The organism is Maricaulis sp., from assembly GCF_030149235.1.
GTDB lineage: Bacteria > Pseudomonadota > Alphaproteobacteria > Caulobacterales > Maricaulaceae > Maricaulis.
The window spans coordinates 31,704-47,086 of record NZ_JASBRW010000058.1 but is presented as its reverse complement, the minus strand read 5'-3'; the positions used below and the strand labels follow the sequence as shown (position 1 = coordinate 47,086).

Sequence of the window (15,383 nt, the reverse complement as noted above, 5' to 3'; positions counted from 1 at the left end):
GGTTGGCGCATTGTCCGATGCCGAGGCCCGCGAGATCTGGGCCTATCGCATCCCGTCCATGCTCGGCGCGATCCTCGCCGCCCTCGCCTGTTTCTGGGGCGGTTCACGCCTGATCGGGCGCGAAGCCGCCTTTGCCGGCTCGGCCCTGTTTGCCGCAACCGTCCTGCTGGGCATTGAGGCCGGGATCGCCAAGACCGATGCCATGCTGGCCGGTGCCACCACACTGGCCATGGCGGCGCTCGCCAATCTGCGGACCGACGACAAGGCCGGCTGGAAAACCGCCATGCTGTTCTGGTTCGCGATCGGGCTGGGTGCCCTGATCAAGGGACCGGTCACGCCCATGGTGGCCGGACTGGCGATCGCCGTGCTGATCGCCTGGGAACGCAAGCTCAACTGGCTCAAACCCCTGCTCTTTATCCCCGGCCCGCTGCTCACCATCGCCATGGTCCTGCCCTGGCTGGTGGCGATCCAAATCGCGACCGAGGGGAATTTCCTGCGCGAGGCCCTGGGTGACGATCTGGGCCCGAAACTGGTCTCAAGCCATGAACGTCATGGCGGCCCAGTCGGTTATCACCTCATGCTGCTACCGCTGATGTTCTTCCCGGCGGTTCTGTTCCTGATCCCCGGCGCGGGGCGCGTTGTCGCGGCCATCCGCGGCGAGGATGACCGCCTCTCCCAGGCCGCTCGCTTCATCGTCGCCTGGGCTATTCCGACCTGGCTGGTCTTTGAAATCCTGCCGACCAAGCTGCCGCACTATGTGCTTCCGGCCTATCCCGCCCTGGCACTGGCCGCCGGCTGGGGCCTGATGGAAATCGCCAAGGCCAAGCCATGGGAGCGCTGGACCAGCTGGGGGCTGTATGCCTTTGCCGCCCTGGTATTCGCCATCCTCATCCCGGTCGCCTTCCTGGTTTATGGCAATAATGCCAGCTGGGACGCGGTGCGCCTCTCTCTGGCCGGGTTCCAGAGCGGCTTCTCGCTCACCGCCCAGCCGGAGACCGCGGCTCTGATCGCTCTGGTCGCAGCTCTGTTCGCGGCCCTGGCGGGGGCGACGCTGGTTTCTGAGCGTCTCAAATCGGGCCTGCTGGTGCTGATCCTGGCCATCGCTTCCGGTCTGGCCTGGCAGGTAGCGATCCGCGGCGCGACCGTACCCAATGCCTATGCTATGCGGCTGGCTGACCAGGTGCGTGCCGCAAGGGAATACTCCGAAACCATCACCGGTATACCCGCCAGCGAGATCATCACGGCTTCGGGATATACCGAGCCCAGCCTGGTCTTCTCGCTCGGCACCGATACCGTTTTGGGTACCGCCGACGAGATTCTGGCCTTCGCGGAGAGCCGAAGCGAGCCGACCATGGTCGTGCTCGACCTGTCGCGCGACGAGGAGTGGAAGCAATTCCTCACAGACCCCTTCCCGCTGCCCTACAACCAGATCGAGCCCATGCAAGCGCGTCTGGATAGCCTCGAGATCTGCCACGCGACACTGGCCAGCGGGACGAATTACTCCCGGGGTGACGAAACCGTCCTGGCGATCTTCTTCACCCGGTGCCAGGCCCGGGAGCTGACCGAGGCGGCCCCGGAGGCCGAAGCCGCTGCGGCTTCCGAGGGTGAGGCGCCGCGACAATCTCAGGCGGTTCAGAACCGTGTGCAGGCCACCATGCTCGCCCTGATGATGATGGGTTTCGGACCGGCCGAAACGATCCTCGCGGTCAGCGACAATGCCGGCTTCAACCCGGAAATCCTCGCCAATACCGGCGCCCAGCTCGTTGGCTGGGATGCGTTCGATTCCGGCGATGGCGGCCTACGGCCCGAAACCGCACCCTATATCGTGATCTACGATCTTCAGGCGGCACCGGCTCGCATCGATGAAAACTGGACTTTCGGGGGCTGCGGGGCCGAGCTGGTCGGCACGCCCGAGCGGCCGGAACTCGTTGTCGTTCAATACAATTGCGCGGAGTGACCCCGATGACCCAAAGCGTTGAAATCGTCGAAGTCGGCCCGCGCGACGGGCTTCAGAATGATCCGGTTCTGCTGCCGACCGATGTGAAGATCGAATTTGTCGAACGCCTGATCGACGCCGGGGTCAAACGCATGGAAGCGGCCAGCTTCGTCCACCCCAAACTCGTCCCGGCAATGGCCGACAGCGCGGAGGTCATGACCCGTGTTCCCCGCGTCGACGGCGTCAAATATATCGGTCTCGCCTTGAACGAAAAAGGCATGCGCCGCGCCCTCGATGCCGGTTGCGACGAGGTCAATTATGTCATGGTGGCCTCGCCCGGTTTCGGCTTGAAGAACCAGAACGCGACCCCGCAACAGACCGCCGATGCATTCGATCAGATCGCCGTTCTGGCGCATGATGACGGTGTGCCGGTATCGGTGACGATCTCGGTGGCCTTCGGTGACCCGTTCGACGGCGAGGTCGACCCGAAAATCCTTGGTGAACTGGCGGCTCGCGCGCGCGCAGCCGGGGCGGTGGAACTGGCGCTGGGCGACACGATCGGTGTTGCAGACCCGTGGGCCGTACGGCGGGCCATCGACATTGTTCGCGAGCAAAGCGGCGATATGCGGCTGCGACTGCACTTCCACAACACCCGCAACACCGCCATGGCCAATATTTTCGCCGCCCTCGAGGCCGGGGTCGACGTCATTGATGCGTCCTGCGGCGGCATTGGCGGATGCCCTTTCGCGCCCGCCGCGACCGGCAATGTGGCCACCGAAGACGTCATCTACATGCTCGACCGGGCCGGCATTCAAACCGGCATCGACCTGGACAAGATGATCGCAACCGCCAAATGGCTTGAAAGCGAAGCACTGAAACACCCGATCGCGAGCGCTTTGTCCAAGGCCGGCCGTTTCAAGCCGGTTCCGGCCTAGACGTCCTGCTGCGCCGCCGACTCGGATTTGCGTGACGGAGCCGCGCGGGACTTGCCGGGTTCACGGGCTTCCTCTCGACGGAACAGGCCCATGATACGATTTTTCAGCATGTGCCAGCCAACCCGGGCCCAAATGGCGAGGAAAACCGGAATGGCCATCAGCGCGGTCCCAAATCGCTGCATCACGCCCGGGTAGAATTTCCAGAAATACTTGACCAGCCCGGCGGCCTTGTGGGTCTCCACGAAAAGCGGGCTGGTTTCGCTGGTGCCGCCATAATGGAGAATATTGGCACGCGGCTCGAAATAGACAGAACCGCCGGCCTCACGCATGCTCCGGCACAGATCGATATCCTCGACATGCAGGAAATAGCGCTCATCGAAACCACCATGGCGCATAAAGACATCGCGCCGGATCATCAGGGCTGCGCCGGATACGGTCGGCACCTCGACAAGGTCCTCGGGAACCTCCTCGTCCTCCCAGTGGATGGACCCGACCCAGGGCATGAGACGTTCGAGCCCGAGGAAGCTGATTGCCGCACTGCGCAGGGTCAACTCACCGCGCCGGGCGCCACGCTGTTCACTGCCATCATCATTAAGAATGCGGCCGCCAATGATCCAGTCCTGGCCGTTCAACCGAGTCGCCGACTGTTTGAGCTGATCGGCCGCGGTCGGGACCAGAACCGCATCGGGATTGAGGAAGAGCAGCAGCTCGCCTTCGGCCGCCTCTGCCCCCCGGTTACATCCTTTCGCGAAGCCGAGATTGGCACCGGTTTCGATCAATTTGAAACGAGGGTTCTCGGCCGCAAGATCACGCAGCTCGACAACGGTTGCGCGCGGGTTCTCATGACTGACGAATACAAACTCGTCGACAGCCAGCGTCGCCAACACCGACTTCACGGAGTCCATTAGCCGCTCTCCTGTCATCCAGGAGACAGTTACAACGCTGAGTTTGGGCTCAGACATGATCACGCCGAGTTTTTCGCACGAAGGAAAAATACCGCACTCGCCGCCAGGGCGACAGCCCCCTGATGCCATTCCTGCCAGGCACCATAGGAGAAGATGAGCAGGACTGCATAGCTGACGGCCACCCATACGATTGCCGCGCACTGAATCCGGCCGATAAACTTGTTCAGGCTGAGCTGCTCACCCAGCGCGACCAGCGCACCCCCCAGCAGCAGGGCCCCGACGAGGCCGGTCTCGAGCCAGATCTGCAGCGCCGAGTTATGCGGATGAAGCGGCAAACCTTCCAATTCTCGCCCGGCCACTTCAATCGTCGCGCTCAGGGGGCGTGACGCATCAAGGCCGTGACCAAACCAAGGGGCCTGGTAAATCAGTTCGCTTGCGAAGGCCCAGATTTCCAGACGCCAGGCCCATGAAAGCGGGATGCTCTCCACCACGGAGGGAGGCAGGGAGTTCAGTATCCCCGGTACGATCAGCGGCATGGTGACTACAGCGCCAGCTATACCGCCAAAGGTGACGGCCAGCATGGGGCGCGGGAATCGCAGAGCGAGACCGGCAGCAATCGCCGCGATCACATAGGCCGCCGCATTGACCTGGGTCTCGAAACTGAAGGCCGCGACCAGGGTGAGCAAGCCGAGCACAATGCCGATGAGCGGGCCGCCCTTGTACCACGCGAGAAAGACCGCCGGACCGGCCAGCAGCACCAAGGGTGCAGCGGCATGCCCCAACGAGCGGTTCACATCGATCATCAGATCGGAGTGACGTGCGTAATTCACGCCTTCTACAGTGGTCTTGAAACTCGCCGTGCCGGAGCCGCCGGTCAGGGTCTCGGCGAACAGGAACAGGCCGAGGGCGAAGACGGTGAAGATGAGCATCGCCTCGACGCGGCTGCGCCAGCGGCCTTCCAGCATGCCGACACGCACGGCGAACAGGATGTAGAGCGGGATCCCGAGCACGGTCTTGGGGATCTGCTGCGGATCATCGTGCGGCGACCAGAGGAAGCTGATCCCGACCCAGGCCAGGAACAAAGCCAGCGGGATGCTGGCCCAGGGCCAGCGGACGTCACGCCAGGAATGCGGCCAGAGCGGCAGCATGATCAGAGCCGTGAAGGCCATCAGCGGAGCGATCAGCAAAGAGCTGGCCACGGCCGACGGATAGGCGAGTGCAAACACGATGCACCCGACAATGCCGACCTTGGCCTCGCTCCGCGTCATGGTCTGTCTTTCCGCGTTCAGGCCCGCTTGAGGTCAGGCGCCAGGGACTCAGCCTTGAGCTGATCGATGGCCTGGTCGAGCGGCAGGACTTCCTGGGTCCGGTTACCATCGCCAAGGAAGCGCAGCGCCACGGCGCCCTCTTCCGCCTCCTTGCGGCCGACCACGGCGATAACCGGGATCTTGCCGACCGAGTGCTCGCGAACCTTGTAGTTGATCTTCTCATTGCGAAGGTCGACATCAACCCGAAGTCCGGCAGCGGCCATCTTGTCCTTGACTTCCTGCGCATAGTCATCGGCATCGGAGGTAATCGTCGCGACAACGATCTGGCGCGGGGCCAGCCAGAAGGGCAGCTTGCCGGCATAGTTCTCGATCAACACACCGAGGAAACGCTCCAGCGAGCCGAGGATGGCCCGGTGCAGCATGACCGGACGGTGCTTGTCGGCGTCCTCACCGACATAGACCGCGTCCAGACGCTCCGGCAGGTTGAAGTCACACTGGATGGTGCCCGTCTGCCACTCACGGCCGATGGCATCCCGGACCACGAAGTCGAGCTTGGGACCATAAAAGGCGCCATCGCCGGGATTGTGCTCATAGTCCAAACCAGAGGCCTCGGCCGCCGCCACCAGAGCAGCTTCCGCCTTGTCCCAGACCTCGTCAGACCCCACCCGCTGTTCCGGACGATCGGAGAATTTGATCCGCGGCTCTTCAAAGCCGAAATCTTCATAGACCGACTTCAACAGCTCACAAAAAGCCGTCACTTCCTCGGTGATCTGGTCCACCGTGCAGAAGATATGGGCGTCATCCTGCACGAACCCGCGCACGCGCATCAGGCCATGCAGCGAGCCAGACGGCTCATAGCGGTGGCAGGAGCCAAACTCCGCCATGCGCAGCGGCAAGTCGCGATAGGATTTCTGGCCCTGGTTAAACACCTGGACGTGACACGGACAGTTCATCGGCTTCACGGCCAAGACTTTCTCTTCCTCGTCGATCGAGGAGATGAACATGTTCTCGCGATACTTGTCCCAGTGCCCGGAAGCTTCCCAGAATTTCCGGTCCATCAGCTGTGGCGTCTTGATCTCGACATAGCCGTTATCTTCGAGCCGGCGGCGCATGTAGTTCTCGACCGTGCGATAGAGCGTCCAACCCGCCGGGTGCCAGAACACCTGGCCCTGGGCCTCTTCCTGGAAGTGGAACAATTCCATCTGCTTGCCGAGCCTGCGATGGTCCCGCTTCTCGGCTTCCTCGATGCGGTGTAGGTGTGCCTTTAGCTGTTTCTCGTCGAGCCAGGCCGTGCCGTAGATGCGCTGCAGCTGTGCATTGCGGTGATCACCGCGCCAGTAAGCGCCCGCCACCTTCATCAGCTTGAAGGCCTTGCCGATCTTGCCCGTCGAAGGCAGGTGCGGACCGCGGCACAAATCCATCCACTCGCCCTGGCGATAGATCGTGATCGTCTCGTCCTCGGGCAGGTCCTCGATCAGCTCCGCCTTGTACTGCTCGCCCATCGCCTTGAACTTGGCGATCGCTTCATTGCGATCCCAGACTTCGCGCTGGAAGGGAAGGTCTGCATCGACAATCTCGGCCATGCGTTTCTCGATGGCCTCGAAATCCTCCGTCGAGAAAGGTTCATTGCGAGCGAAGTCGTAATAGAAACCGTCCTCGATCGCCGGACCGATCGTGACCTGGGTGCCCGGGAACAAGTCCTGTACCGCCTGGGCGAGGATATGCGCCGTATCGTGGCGAATGACCTCGAGCGCCTCCTCGTCCTTGCGGGTGATGATGGCCACTTCAGCATCGCCCTCGAACGGGCGCATCAGGTCCCAGTCCTCGCCATCGACCTTGGCGATGACAGCGGCCTTGGCCAGCGATTTTGAAATCCCCGAAGCGAGGTCGAACGGCGTGGCCCCATCGGCCAGTTCGCGCTTGGATCCATCGGGAAGCGTTAGGTTGATCATTTTTCTTCGTCCTTGCCGTCGACGGTCTTGCCCGCCGTTAGCGTGTCACGGTCCTGAGCCTTTATGGCACGTCTGAATGCCCAGACTTGCCACCAAGGCGCATGCGTTTTCTCCTGCGGCGCCGGGTCGAACCCGTAGGTTCCCCCCGGCCGGCAACGTCCAAGCCGCCCCAGCGTCAGCCAGAATCCGCGCCAGGCCCCCTGGGCACGGATGGCGTCAGCCGAGTAGCTGGAACAGGTCGGTTCGTGCCGGCAACGAATTCCCAGCGCATAGAAGAGCGGTGAGAGCGTGTAGCGGTAGACGCCCAAAGCGCCGACCATGAGCCACTCCACCGGCCCCTGAGCCCGACCTGTCCGTTCGGTTGAACACATGTCAATCAAGCCTTTTAACGCCGCGCTCGGTGCTGTCCACACTGAACCTGCTTTGACTTGGCGCGGCCACCAAAAATATTTGTCTGGAAGGGTTTGGAGCGGGCGGACCGGAGGACCTGCCTGATGCGGGCCCGGCCAGCCCTAGACAGTCAAAGTCTGCGGACGGATAGTCGCCTCGACGGCTTCAAGTGCGGCCTCGAACGCCAGCATTACCGACTGGTGCCGCGCGGGATAATTGCGGGCGCCTTCGAGCGCAGAAAGCTCAGCGAAGCGCCCCCGCGGCGGTGCGGCACCCTCTTTCAGCATGGCTTTCAAGCCATCGCGCCCGGAGCGGACTTCGTCGACCGTCGCCCCGAGCAGGTTGCGCCCAAGCACAGCCGCAGAGGCCTGCCCCAGCGCGCACGCCTTGACGCGCAAGGCCAGATCGACGACCCGGCCGGTCTTGCAACGCAGATCCAGTTCCAGCTCGGACCCGCACAGGCGGGAGACCTTGCGCACGCGAGCATGTGGCGCCTCGAGCGCCCCCAGACGCGGAATGTCTGCGGCGAGTCTGAGCACGTCACTGGAGTAGAGATCATCCGTCATGGCTTGATATTTAGGCGAAGGCAGGCGCTGACACCAGTGCGTCATTCCGCACTTGCCAGATAGTCCAGGTCTGTACGCTCACCGATCGAGAGCACCCGGGGCAGATCAAAGGGCGGTTGCGGAGCGCGACCAATCTGCGGTGCGACCCCGATATACAGCACGGTGATATCATTCACCCCCGCAGAGGCACGGGCGAGGACTTCGGCCTGGGCTTTGTCGACAGCCAGCACGCGATAGCTCAGAACGAAGCGCCCGCTGGCATCGGCGCCCATTATAACCGCTTCAAATACCACCAGGACCATAACGAGGCCCTCCGGTTCGCTAAGAAACAAGCATAACCGATATATTCCCGCATGCAAAATATGGGCTTTGACATGCGACCGTACAGGTGCGAGTGAACTGATCGAAGCTGCACTTTGCCGGATACACACAGCGCCGTGATTTTGAATTTCGGCGAAGAAGCCCTAAATAACCTCCCTAGCGCACAGGCGCAGACAATTCGATATCAGGCCCGGGCTGCTAAAAGGCCCAGCATTCTCCCCTGATCCGGAAACCGGAACTTCGTTTTGAACGTAAGAACGTCAAGACGGCCCGAAAACGAAAGGATCCATCCCGATGGACGCCATGACACCCGAAGACGCCCGCGTAGCGGCGACCGAACCTGCTCGCCCCTCCCGCGAAGAAGCCGAAGCCGCTGTTCGCACCCTGATCGCCTGGGCCGGAGATGATCCGAACCGCGAAGGCCTGATTGACACGCCGAAGCGCGTTGCCAAGGCGTTCACCGAGTGGTTTGCCGGTTACGATGCCGACCCGGCAAAAGAACTCGGCCGCGTCTTCGAGGACGTGCAGGGCTATGACGACATGGTCATGCTGACCAATATCGACGTCGAGAGCCATTGCGAACACCACCTGGCTCCGATCATGGGCGTCGCCCACGTCGCCTACATCCCGCGCAAGGCTGTGGTCGGCATTTCCAAGATTGCCCGCGTGGTGGAGATTTTCGCCAAGCGTTTGCAGACCCAGGAAACAATGACCGCCCAGATCGCTGATGCGCTGACGGAAGCCATGGATCCGCTCGGCGTGGCCGTCTTTGTTGACGCCAAGCACCAGTGCATGACCACGCGTGGCGTCCACCATCCGAATGTATCGACGATCACGACGACCTTCACGGGCTCCTTCAAGGAGAACGAGGAACTGCGGACCCGCTTCATGAAGATGATCGACCGCGCCTAGCCTGTCGCGACCTGACCAAAAGAAAGGCGGCTCCTCAACCGAGGGCCGCCTTTTTTCTTGCCTGATTTCTGCGTGTTATCCGACGCGTTCCATGACCTGCTCGCGGCCATTGCCAGCCGGCGTGACCCGCCAGGCGCTCTCGACACTGGCTTCGTAGTCGAGCGAGAGAATGTCGGACACTCTGACAAATTCCGCATCCAGTGCCTCGGGCGTCACCGTCATGCGGATAAAGCCATGATCGCGCATATTGCAGTGGCGCACCGCCGGGTTGGTCGCGATGAACATATCCCCGTAATTCACGCCCGGCGCGGCAAAGCTGGAAAACGGTGACGGGCTTGAGACCGAAGCCGTTACGAACTCCGAGCCGAGGCGATGACCTTCCGCATCGACCAAGTCATTGGCCCAGTAGGAATGCACATCACCAGTCACGGTGATGATGTCGGCATCCACCTCACGCAGCGCCGCATACAACCGCTCGCGCTCCGCCGGGAAACCGTCCCACATATCCAGACCGAAGGGGATTTCGAACCGGGTCGAATTGATGAACTGGCGCGCAAATTCATTGTCCCGCGTCGCCACCCAGCGCAGCCAGCCCGGCATGGTCTGGGTAAAGTCCGGAAAATCCACCTTGGCCATGATCACCTGATTGGCGATAATCCGCCACGGCTTGCCCGCGGCAACAGAGGCACCGAAGGCATCGCGGATCTCGCCGATCTGCTGGCTGCCCAGCAATTCACGTTGCTCGTCGCCGACAACATCCCGTTTCCAGTCCGCAATGAGCGCCAGATTCTCCGGCGTCATCTCGGCATTGGGATCGATCGGCAGGCTGTCCATGGCGATCTCAGGCGACCGCACCGTCAGACGGCTCTCGAGAAAAGCGACCGTGCCGAGATCACCGATCTCGAACACGCCACGGCGGGTATGAGGCTGATCGATCTCGCGGCTCGGGGTCCACTCGTACCAGGCGCGCAGGGCTGCGTCGCGGCGCGCAATCCACTCTCCCTCGCCATCATCATGGTTCTCTGCGCCCGTCGCCCAGCTGTCATTGGCGGTCTCGTGATCATCCCAGATCATCACCCAGGGCGCGGCTGCGTGTAACGCCTGTAGCCCGGGATCGGTCTTGTACTGGGCGTGACGGGTCACATAGTCCTGATAGGACAGGATCTCGTGCACCGGTTCCGAGACGCGGTTGAGCTCGATAGACCGGGAGCTCGCATATCCATCGGCACCATATTCGTAGATGTAGTCGCCAAGATGCAGGACGAGATCGAGCTCGCCATTCTCCGCAGCCTCGCGATAAACATTGAAATGCCCGGCCGGGAAGTTGGAGCAGGAGAAAACGCCGATCCGGTACTGCGCAACCTCACCCTCCGGCAAGGTCCGGGTCCGGCCGGTCGGAGAGTACACATCATTGAGGCGGAAGCGGTAGAAATAGGACTGCCCGGCGTCGAGACCGGTCGCGAGGATTTTCAGCGTACCGAGGGGCTGGACCGTAATGTAGGCAATCTCCTCGCCCTGCTCGAAAACAATGTCGGTGAAGGCCTCGTCCCGCGCCACTTCGACACCGCGATAGCCACCGCCGTCATCGGTCAGAGCCGTCCAGAGCATGACGCTGGTCTGGTCCGGGTCACCCGAGGCCACGCCATGGCGGAACGGTCCGTCAGCCGGCGGCTGGAAGGCATCGATCTGCGGCTCGCTGGAACAACCGGCAACAGCGAGACCGGCCCCGGCCGCGCCCAAAAGCGCACCGCGGCGCGTGATATCTGTCTTTTCCATGGCTTTCCCCACTCCCCGGCAACTGTCACCCTTTGGAACGCATATATTGCGCGTTCCGGGCAGCAAGGCTACTCGCTAGACGATGAATGATACCAGCTCAGAACTTCGCGAGATCGAAGCGCCGGAAGAAGCTCACGGCGCGCGTCTGGATAAATGGCTTGCCGACAGCTGGGAGGAATTCTCCCGCTCACGCCTGAAAGCGCTGATTGAAGACGGTCAGCTGATAGCCAACGGCACGGCCCTGACAGATCCGTCGGCCAAGGTACAGACCGGCACGCTCTACGCCCTGACGGTCCCGGCCCCTCGCCCGGCGGAACCCAAGCCGGAAAAGATGGATCTCAATATCCTGTTCGAGGATGACGCGCTGATCGTACTGATGAAGCCCGCCGGTCTCACCGTGCACCCGGCGGCGGGGCATTGGACCGGCACGCTGGTTCACGGCCTGCTGCATCACTGTGCCGGCTCGCTGTCCGGTATTGGCGGGGTGGAACGGCCCGGTATTGTCCACCGTCTGGATATGGACACGTCCGGGGTCATGGTCGTCGCCAAGTCCGATGCCGCGCACCAGGGGCTGACCGCGCAATTCGCCGAACACTCGGTCGAACGCGCCTATATCGCCTTCACCAAGAATGCTCCCTCGCCCAAGGCCGGGCGCATTGAAACCCAGCTCGTAAGGTCGTCCAAGGACCGCAAGAAATTCGAAGTCCCGCACGATCCCTACAGCGAGGCCGGCAAGCACGCGATCACGAACTACCAGACCCGGGCCCGCTTCGGTCAGGCGCCAGGCGCCGCGATCGGCACCGGCCTGGCGGCCAAGGTGGAATGCCGGCTGGAAACCGGCCGAACGCACCAGATCCGCGTGCACATGGCCCATATCGGCTGCCCGCTCCTCGGCGATCCGCTTTACGGGTCGCGCCGCGGCGGCATCATTGGCTCATCGGATAATGGCCGTGAGCTCAAGGAATTCCGTCGCCAGGCCCTGCATGCCGCCATACTCGGTTTCACCCACCCGGTAACGGGTCAGGATTTGCGGTTCGAGAGCGAGTTACCGAAAGACATGCAGCGGCTCGAGAAATTCCTCGAACGCCTTTGATCTCGCCTGCAGAGCGAATACCCGCACCGCTTTTACGATCTTGTTGAACGCCAAATAGATCAATAGCGTGCGGACATGAGTGCGAATGATCAAAGGGCCATGGTTCGGGCAGCTCCCATGCTGGAACCCTATGCACGCCCCCTCGAAATCGGCGCCTATGCGCCTGATATCAGTTTCCTCGACGAACGCGGCCGGCGCCTGCGGCTGTTCGAGGACGCCTTCGCGGGCCGGCCCATTGTTCTGGTCTTCTGCGGCAGTCTCGATCGCGACGATGTTCGCAACTTGCTGCAGGACTGGTCCAAGGTGGAAACCCGCCTCGAGGACAGTGGCGCCCATCTGATCATCGTCGCCGACCCGCCCAATGCCATCCGGGCGCGTCAATTCAAGCGCGAAACGGGACTTCAGGCCCCGATCGGAAGCGACGGCAATGGCACCTTGCTGGTCCAGTACGGCCTCGTGCCGGGACGTGAACTCGCAGCCCGGGACGGCGCCCGCACCTTTATCATTTCACCCCATCGACAGGTGGTTCACATCATGGATCAATCGTCCAGCTCGCCCGAAACCGTCCAGAAAGCGGTCGACACCCTTACCAGCCAGCAGGAGGAAGACCGGGGCTGGATCCCGGGGCATGCGCCCGTGCTGATCGTTCCGGGCGCACTCGACCCGGCCGATTGCAAACTGCTGATCGAGCATTACGAAAATTCGGACGGTTTCCGCATTGCCCCTCCCGGTGCAAATGAGCCGGGCGATTACAAATTCATGGTCGCCGATCATAACCGGCAGGACCGCATCGATCATGTCGTTCGAGATCCCGCGCTGCTGGCCCGTCTCGACCAGCGCATCAATGAGCGCGTCCTGCCGATGATCCAGAAGGCCTTCGCTTTCCAGGTAAACCGGCGCGAGACGCTGCATATCGCGCGTTACAAGGGCAGTCGCGAGGGCATTGATATCGGTCATCGCGACAACACCCTGCCCTCGACGGCCTACCGGCGCTTTGCCCTCTCGATCAGCCTGAATGAAGACTATGATGGCGGTGAGCTGGTCTTCCGTGAGTATTCCGGCAAAGGCTATCGCGGTGCGGTCGGTTCGGCGCTGGTCTTCTCTTCAAGCCTGCTCCACGAGATCGAGGAAACCACCAATGGCGTTCGCTATAATCTGATCAGCCACCTGTTCGACAACGCATCCGCCCCTGGCCGCTGATTGCGTTCGGATACTGGAGAGAGGATTCGATGACCATCACCATGACGCGCGGTGTCGGCGGCTCTGATGCCGCAACCGAACTGGCCAAGCTCGACAATATGCTGGGCCATTGTCGCCCAATCCCGGTGACGGAACACGAGGCGCGCATCGCCGCCCTGCAGGCGCGACTTCGCGCCCTCGGCTTCGATGCCGCCTATCTCGATGCCGGTAGCAATCTGACCTATTACACCGGCACCAAATGGCACCCGTCCGAACGCATGGTCGGGGCGCTGGTCCCGGCAGACGGTGCGATCACCTATATCGGCCCCGCCTTTGAAGAAGGCACTATTCTTGGTTTCATGGGCGTCCAGGGCGCCCTCGCCGTCTGGGACGAGCATGAAGACAGCTATGCCCTGGCCGCCCGTATGCTCAGCGGCGCTCGGCGCATTGCCCTCGACCCGGCCCTGCCTCTGTTCCGCTATACCGGGCTACGCCAGGCCCTCGGATCCACCTTTGTTGAAGATGGTAGTGCCCCGATCCTTTATGGCCGGGCGAGAAAGTCCGCCACCGAGCTGGCCCTGATGCAAGCCACCAAGGACGCAACGCTCGAGGTCCACAAGGCCGCCGCACGCATTCTGTACGAGGGTATCAGTACGTCCGAAGTGACCGAATTCATCCATGCGGCGCACAAGAAGATCGGCGCTCCGGGCGGCTCGACCTTCTGTATTGTCCTGTTCGGACCGGACAGCGCTTTTCCCCATGGCGTCGCCAACCCCAAAACGCTTGAGTTGGGCGATATGGTGCTAATCGACACCGGCTGCGCCATCCATGGCTATCAATCCGACATCACCCGGTCCTACGTCTTTGGAGAACCAACCAGCGAGCAGCGGCGGGTCTGGAATGCGGAGAAAGCCTGCCAGCGCGCCGCATTCGAGGCCGCTCAGATCGGCGAGCCCAGCGCGGCTGCCGATGCCGCAGCCCGGTCGGAAGCCGAGCGCTTGGGTTTCGGTCCCGACTACCAGCTGCCGGGCATCCCGCATCGAACAGGCCACGGCATTGGCCTCGACATCCATGAAGGCCCCTACCTCGTCGGCTCCGACCAGACGCCGCTGGATGTCGGCATGTGTTTTTCCAACGAGCCCATGATTTGCGTCCCCGGCGAATTCGGCATCCGGCTAGAGGATCACTTCTACATGAGCGAGGACGGACCGCGCTGGTTTACTCAGCCGTCGAAATCCGTCGATGATCCGTTTGGCTAGGCCGAGCCACGCCTGATCGCGGCCTGAACCTTCAGCGCCTGCACGGTCATGCGTACATCATGCACACGCACCATGGCAGCGCCGGCCTGACCGGCGCGCATGGCGGCGGCCAATGACCCGCCCAAGCGTTCCATCTCGTCGGCACCCTCGTCAATCGCAGCGATGAAGCGCTTCCGTGACGCGCCAAACAGCACCGGATAGCCCAGCTTGATGACCTGATCGAGATCGCGCATGAGCGCCAGATTATGATCCAGCGTCTTGCCGAAGCCGATGCCGGGATCGAGCCAGATCGAGTTGACGTCGACACCGGCGCCCATGGCGATATCAGCGCGTTCGGTTAGAAAGTCGCAGACCTGGCCGACCACATCCTCGTATTCCGGCCTGTCCTGCATGGTCTTCGGCTTGCCGGACATGTGCATGAGAATGACAGGGACGCCGAGCTCCGCGGCAAGCTCCAGTGCACCGGGCTCCTGCAAGGCGCGGACATCATTCCAGATATCTGCCCCGGCCTCGACCGCGGCTCGCGCCACTTCCGGCTTGAATGTATCGATCGAAAGGCGCGCCGCACTCTGCTCACGCAAACTCTTGATCACCGGGATCACCCGGCGCAGCTCCTCTTCAACCGGGACCGGCTCGGCGCCGGGACGGGTCGACTCACCGCCAATATCAATGACATCGGCCCCATTGCGCAGCATTTCCAGGCCACGCTCGACCGCAGCCGCCTGATCGATGAACGCGCCACCGTCGGAGAAACTGTCCGGTGTGACATTCAACACCCCCATCACGAAGGGCAGGTCGGTTTTTCGGCGCGGGCGGAAATGCGGCATGACGAATCCGTGAAAAGACAGGAGGGCCTTGGCTTTATAGGGTCGAGTTGGCCCGAACGGAAGC

14 protein-coding genes are annotated in these 15,383 nt (G+C 62.3%); 6 read left to right on the top strand and 8 right to left on the bottom strand.

The features are described 5' to 3' along the window. Positions 1 to 1,957 (top strand): glycosyltransferase family 39 protein (locus tag Q1V51_RS08690; protein ID WP_300555413.1); only part of this gene is annotated, 1,957 nt, incomplete at its 5' end. A gap of 5 nt (positions 1,958 to 1,962) precedes the next feature. Next, positions 1,963 to 2,871 carry a hydroxymethylglutaryl-CoA lyase gene (locus tag Q1V51_RS08685; RefSeq protein ID WP_300555411.1) on the top strand — a complete coding sequence of 303 codons (909 nt, stop codon included), beginning with the start codon at positions 1,963 to 1,965 and terminating at the stop codon, positions 2,869 to 2,871. Here Q1V51_RS08685 and Q1V51_RS08680 read toward each other — a convergent pair. The 6 genes from Q1V51_RS08680 to Q1V51_RS08655 form a co-directional block, all read right to left on the bottom strand. After that, the gene (locus Q1V51_RS08680) at positions 2,868 to 3,833 is read right to left on the bottom strand and encodes a glycosyltransferase family 2 protein (RefSeq protein ID WP_300555410.1); all 966 of its coding nucleotides are present in this window, start codon (positions 3,831 to 3,833) and stop codon (positions 2,868 to 2,870) included. The two genes, Q1V51_RS08685 and Q1V51_RS08680, sit on opposite strands and share 4 nt — an antisense overlap. Positions 3,834 to 3,835: 2 nt before the next feature. Further along, positions 3,836 to 5,044 carry an O-antigen ligase family protein gene (locus Q1V51_RS08675; protein WP_300555409.1) on the bottom strand — a complete coding sequence of 403 codons (1,209 nt, stop codon included), beginning with the start codon at positions 5,042 to 5,044 and terminating at the stop codon, positions 3,836 to 3,838. 17 nt (positions 5,045 to 5,061) lie between these two features. Further along, positions 5,062 to 6,996 carry a threonine--tRNA ligase gene (gene thrS, locus Q1V51_RS08670; RefSeq protein WP_300555407.1) on the bottom strand — a complete coding sequence of 645 codons (1,935 nt, stop codon included), beginning with the start codon at positions 6,994 to 6,996 and terminating at the stop codon, positions 5,062 to 5,064. After that, positions 6,993 to 7,316 (bottom strand): membrane protein insertion efficiency factor YidD, encoded by a 324-nt coding sequence (gene yidD, locus Q1V51_RS08665; RefSeq protein WP_300555405.1) that lies wholly within the window; start codon positions 7,314 to 7,316, stop codon positions 6,993 to 6,995. Before yidD ends, thrS begins: the two co-directional genes overlap by 4 nt. 192 nt (positions 7,317 to 7,508) lie before the next feature. Further along, on the bottom strand, positions 7,509 to 7,952 hold the full coding sequence (locus Q1V51_RS08660) for an iron-sulfur cluster assembly scaffold protein (protein WP_300555403.1): 444 nt from the start codon (positions 7,950 to 7,952) through the stop codon (positions 7,509 to 7,511). Between the two features lie 41 nt (positions 7,953 to 7,993). Then, entirely contained in the window at positions 7,994 to 8,254 is a 261-nt protein-coding gene (locus tag Q1V51_RS08655) for a hypothetical protein (protein WP_300555401.1), read from the bottom strand. Between the two features lie 313 nt (positions 8,255 to 8,567). Between Q1V51_RS08655 and folE the strand changes: the two genes are divergently transcribed. After that, positions 8,568 to 9,185 carry a GTP cyclohydrolase I FolE gene (gene folE / locus Q1V51_RS08650; protein ID WP_300555399.1) on the top strand — a complete coding sequence of 206 codons (618 nt, stop codon included), beginning with the start codon at positions 8,568 to 8,570 and terminating at the stop codon, positions 9,183 to 9,185. A 75-nt stretch (positions 9,186 to 9,260) separates the two neighbouring features. Here folE and Q1V51_RS08645 read toward each other — a convergent pair whose 3' ends face one another. After that, the gene (locus tag Q1V51_RS08645) at positions 9,261 to 10,961 is read right to left on the bottom strand and encodes an alkaline phosphatase D family protein (RefSeq protein WP_300555397.1); all 1,701 of its coding nucleotides are present in this window, start codon (positions 10,959 to 10,961) and stop codon (positions 9,261 to 9,263) included. 82 nt (positions 10,962 to 11,043) lie between these two features. On the opposite strand from Q1V51_RS08645, the gene Q1V51_RS08640 reads away from it, so the two are divergent. The 3 genes from Q1V51_RS08640 (at position 11,044) to Q1V51_RS08630 (ending at position 14,492) form a co-directional block, all read left to right on the top strand. Beyond that, positions 11,044 to 12,054, top strand: a complete 1,011-nt coding sequence (locus Q1V51_RS08640; protein ID WP_300555395.1) for an RluA family pseudouridine synthase — start codon at positions 11,044 to 11,046, stop codon at positions 12,052 to 12,054. 75 nt (positions 12,055 to 12,129) lie between these two features. Next, positions 12,130 to 13,254 carry a redoxin domain-containing protein gene (locus tag Q1V51_RS08635; protein WP_300555393.1) on the top strand — a complete coding sequence of 375 codons (1,125 nt, stop codon included), beginning with the start codon at positions 12,130 to 12,132 and terminating at the stop codon, positions 13,252 to 13,254. 41 nt (positions 13,255 to 13,295) lie between these two features. Continuing rightward, positions 13,296 to 14,492, top strand: a complete 1,197-nt coding sequence (locus tag Q1V51_RS08630) for a Xaa-Pro peptidase family protein (protein WP_366522726.1) — start codon at positions 13,296 to 13,298, stop codon at positions 14,490 to 14,492. Here the strand turns inward: Q1V51_RS08630 and folP are convergent. Continuing rightward, a complete protein-coding gene (gene folP, locus Q1V51_RS08625; RefSeq protein ID WP_300555389.1) occupies positions 14,489 to 15,319 on the bottom strand; it encodes a dihydropteroate synthase in 831 nt (276 codons plus the stop codon). The genes Q1V51_RS08630 and folP overlap by 4 nt on opposite strands. Between the last annotated feature and the right edge of the window lie 64 nt (positions 15,320 to 15,383).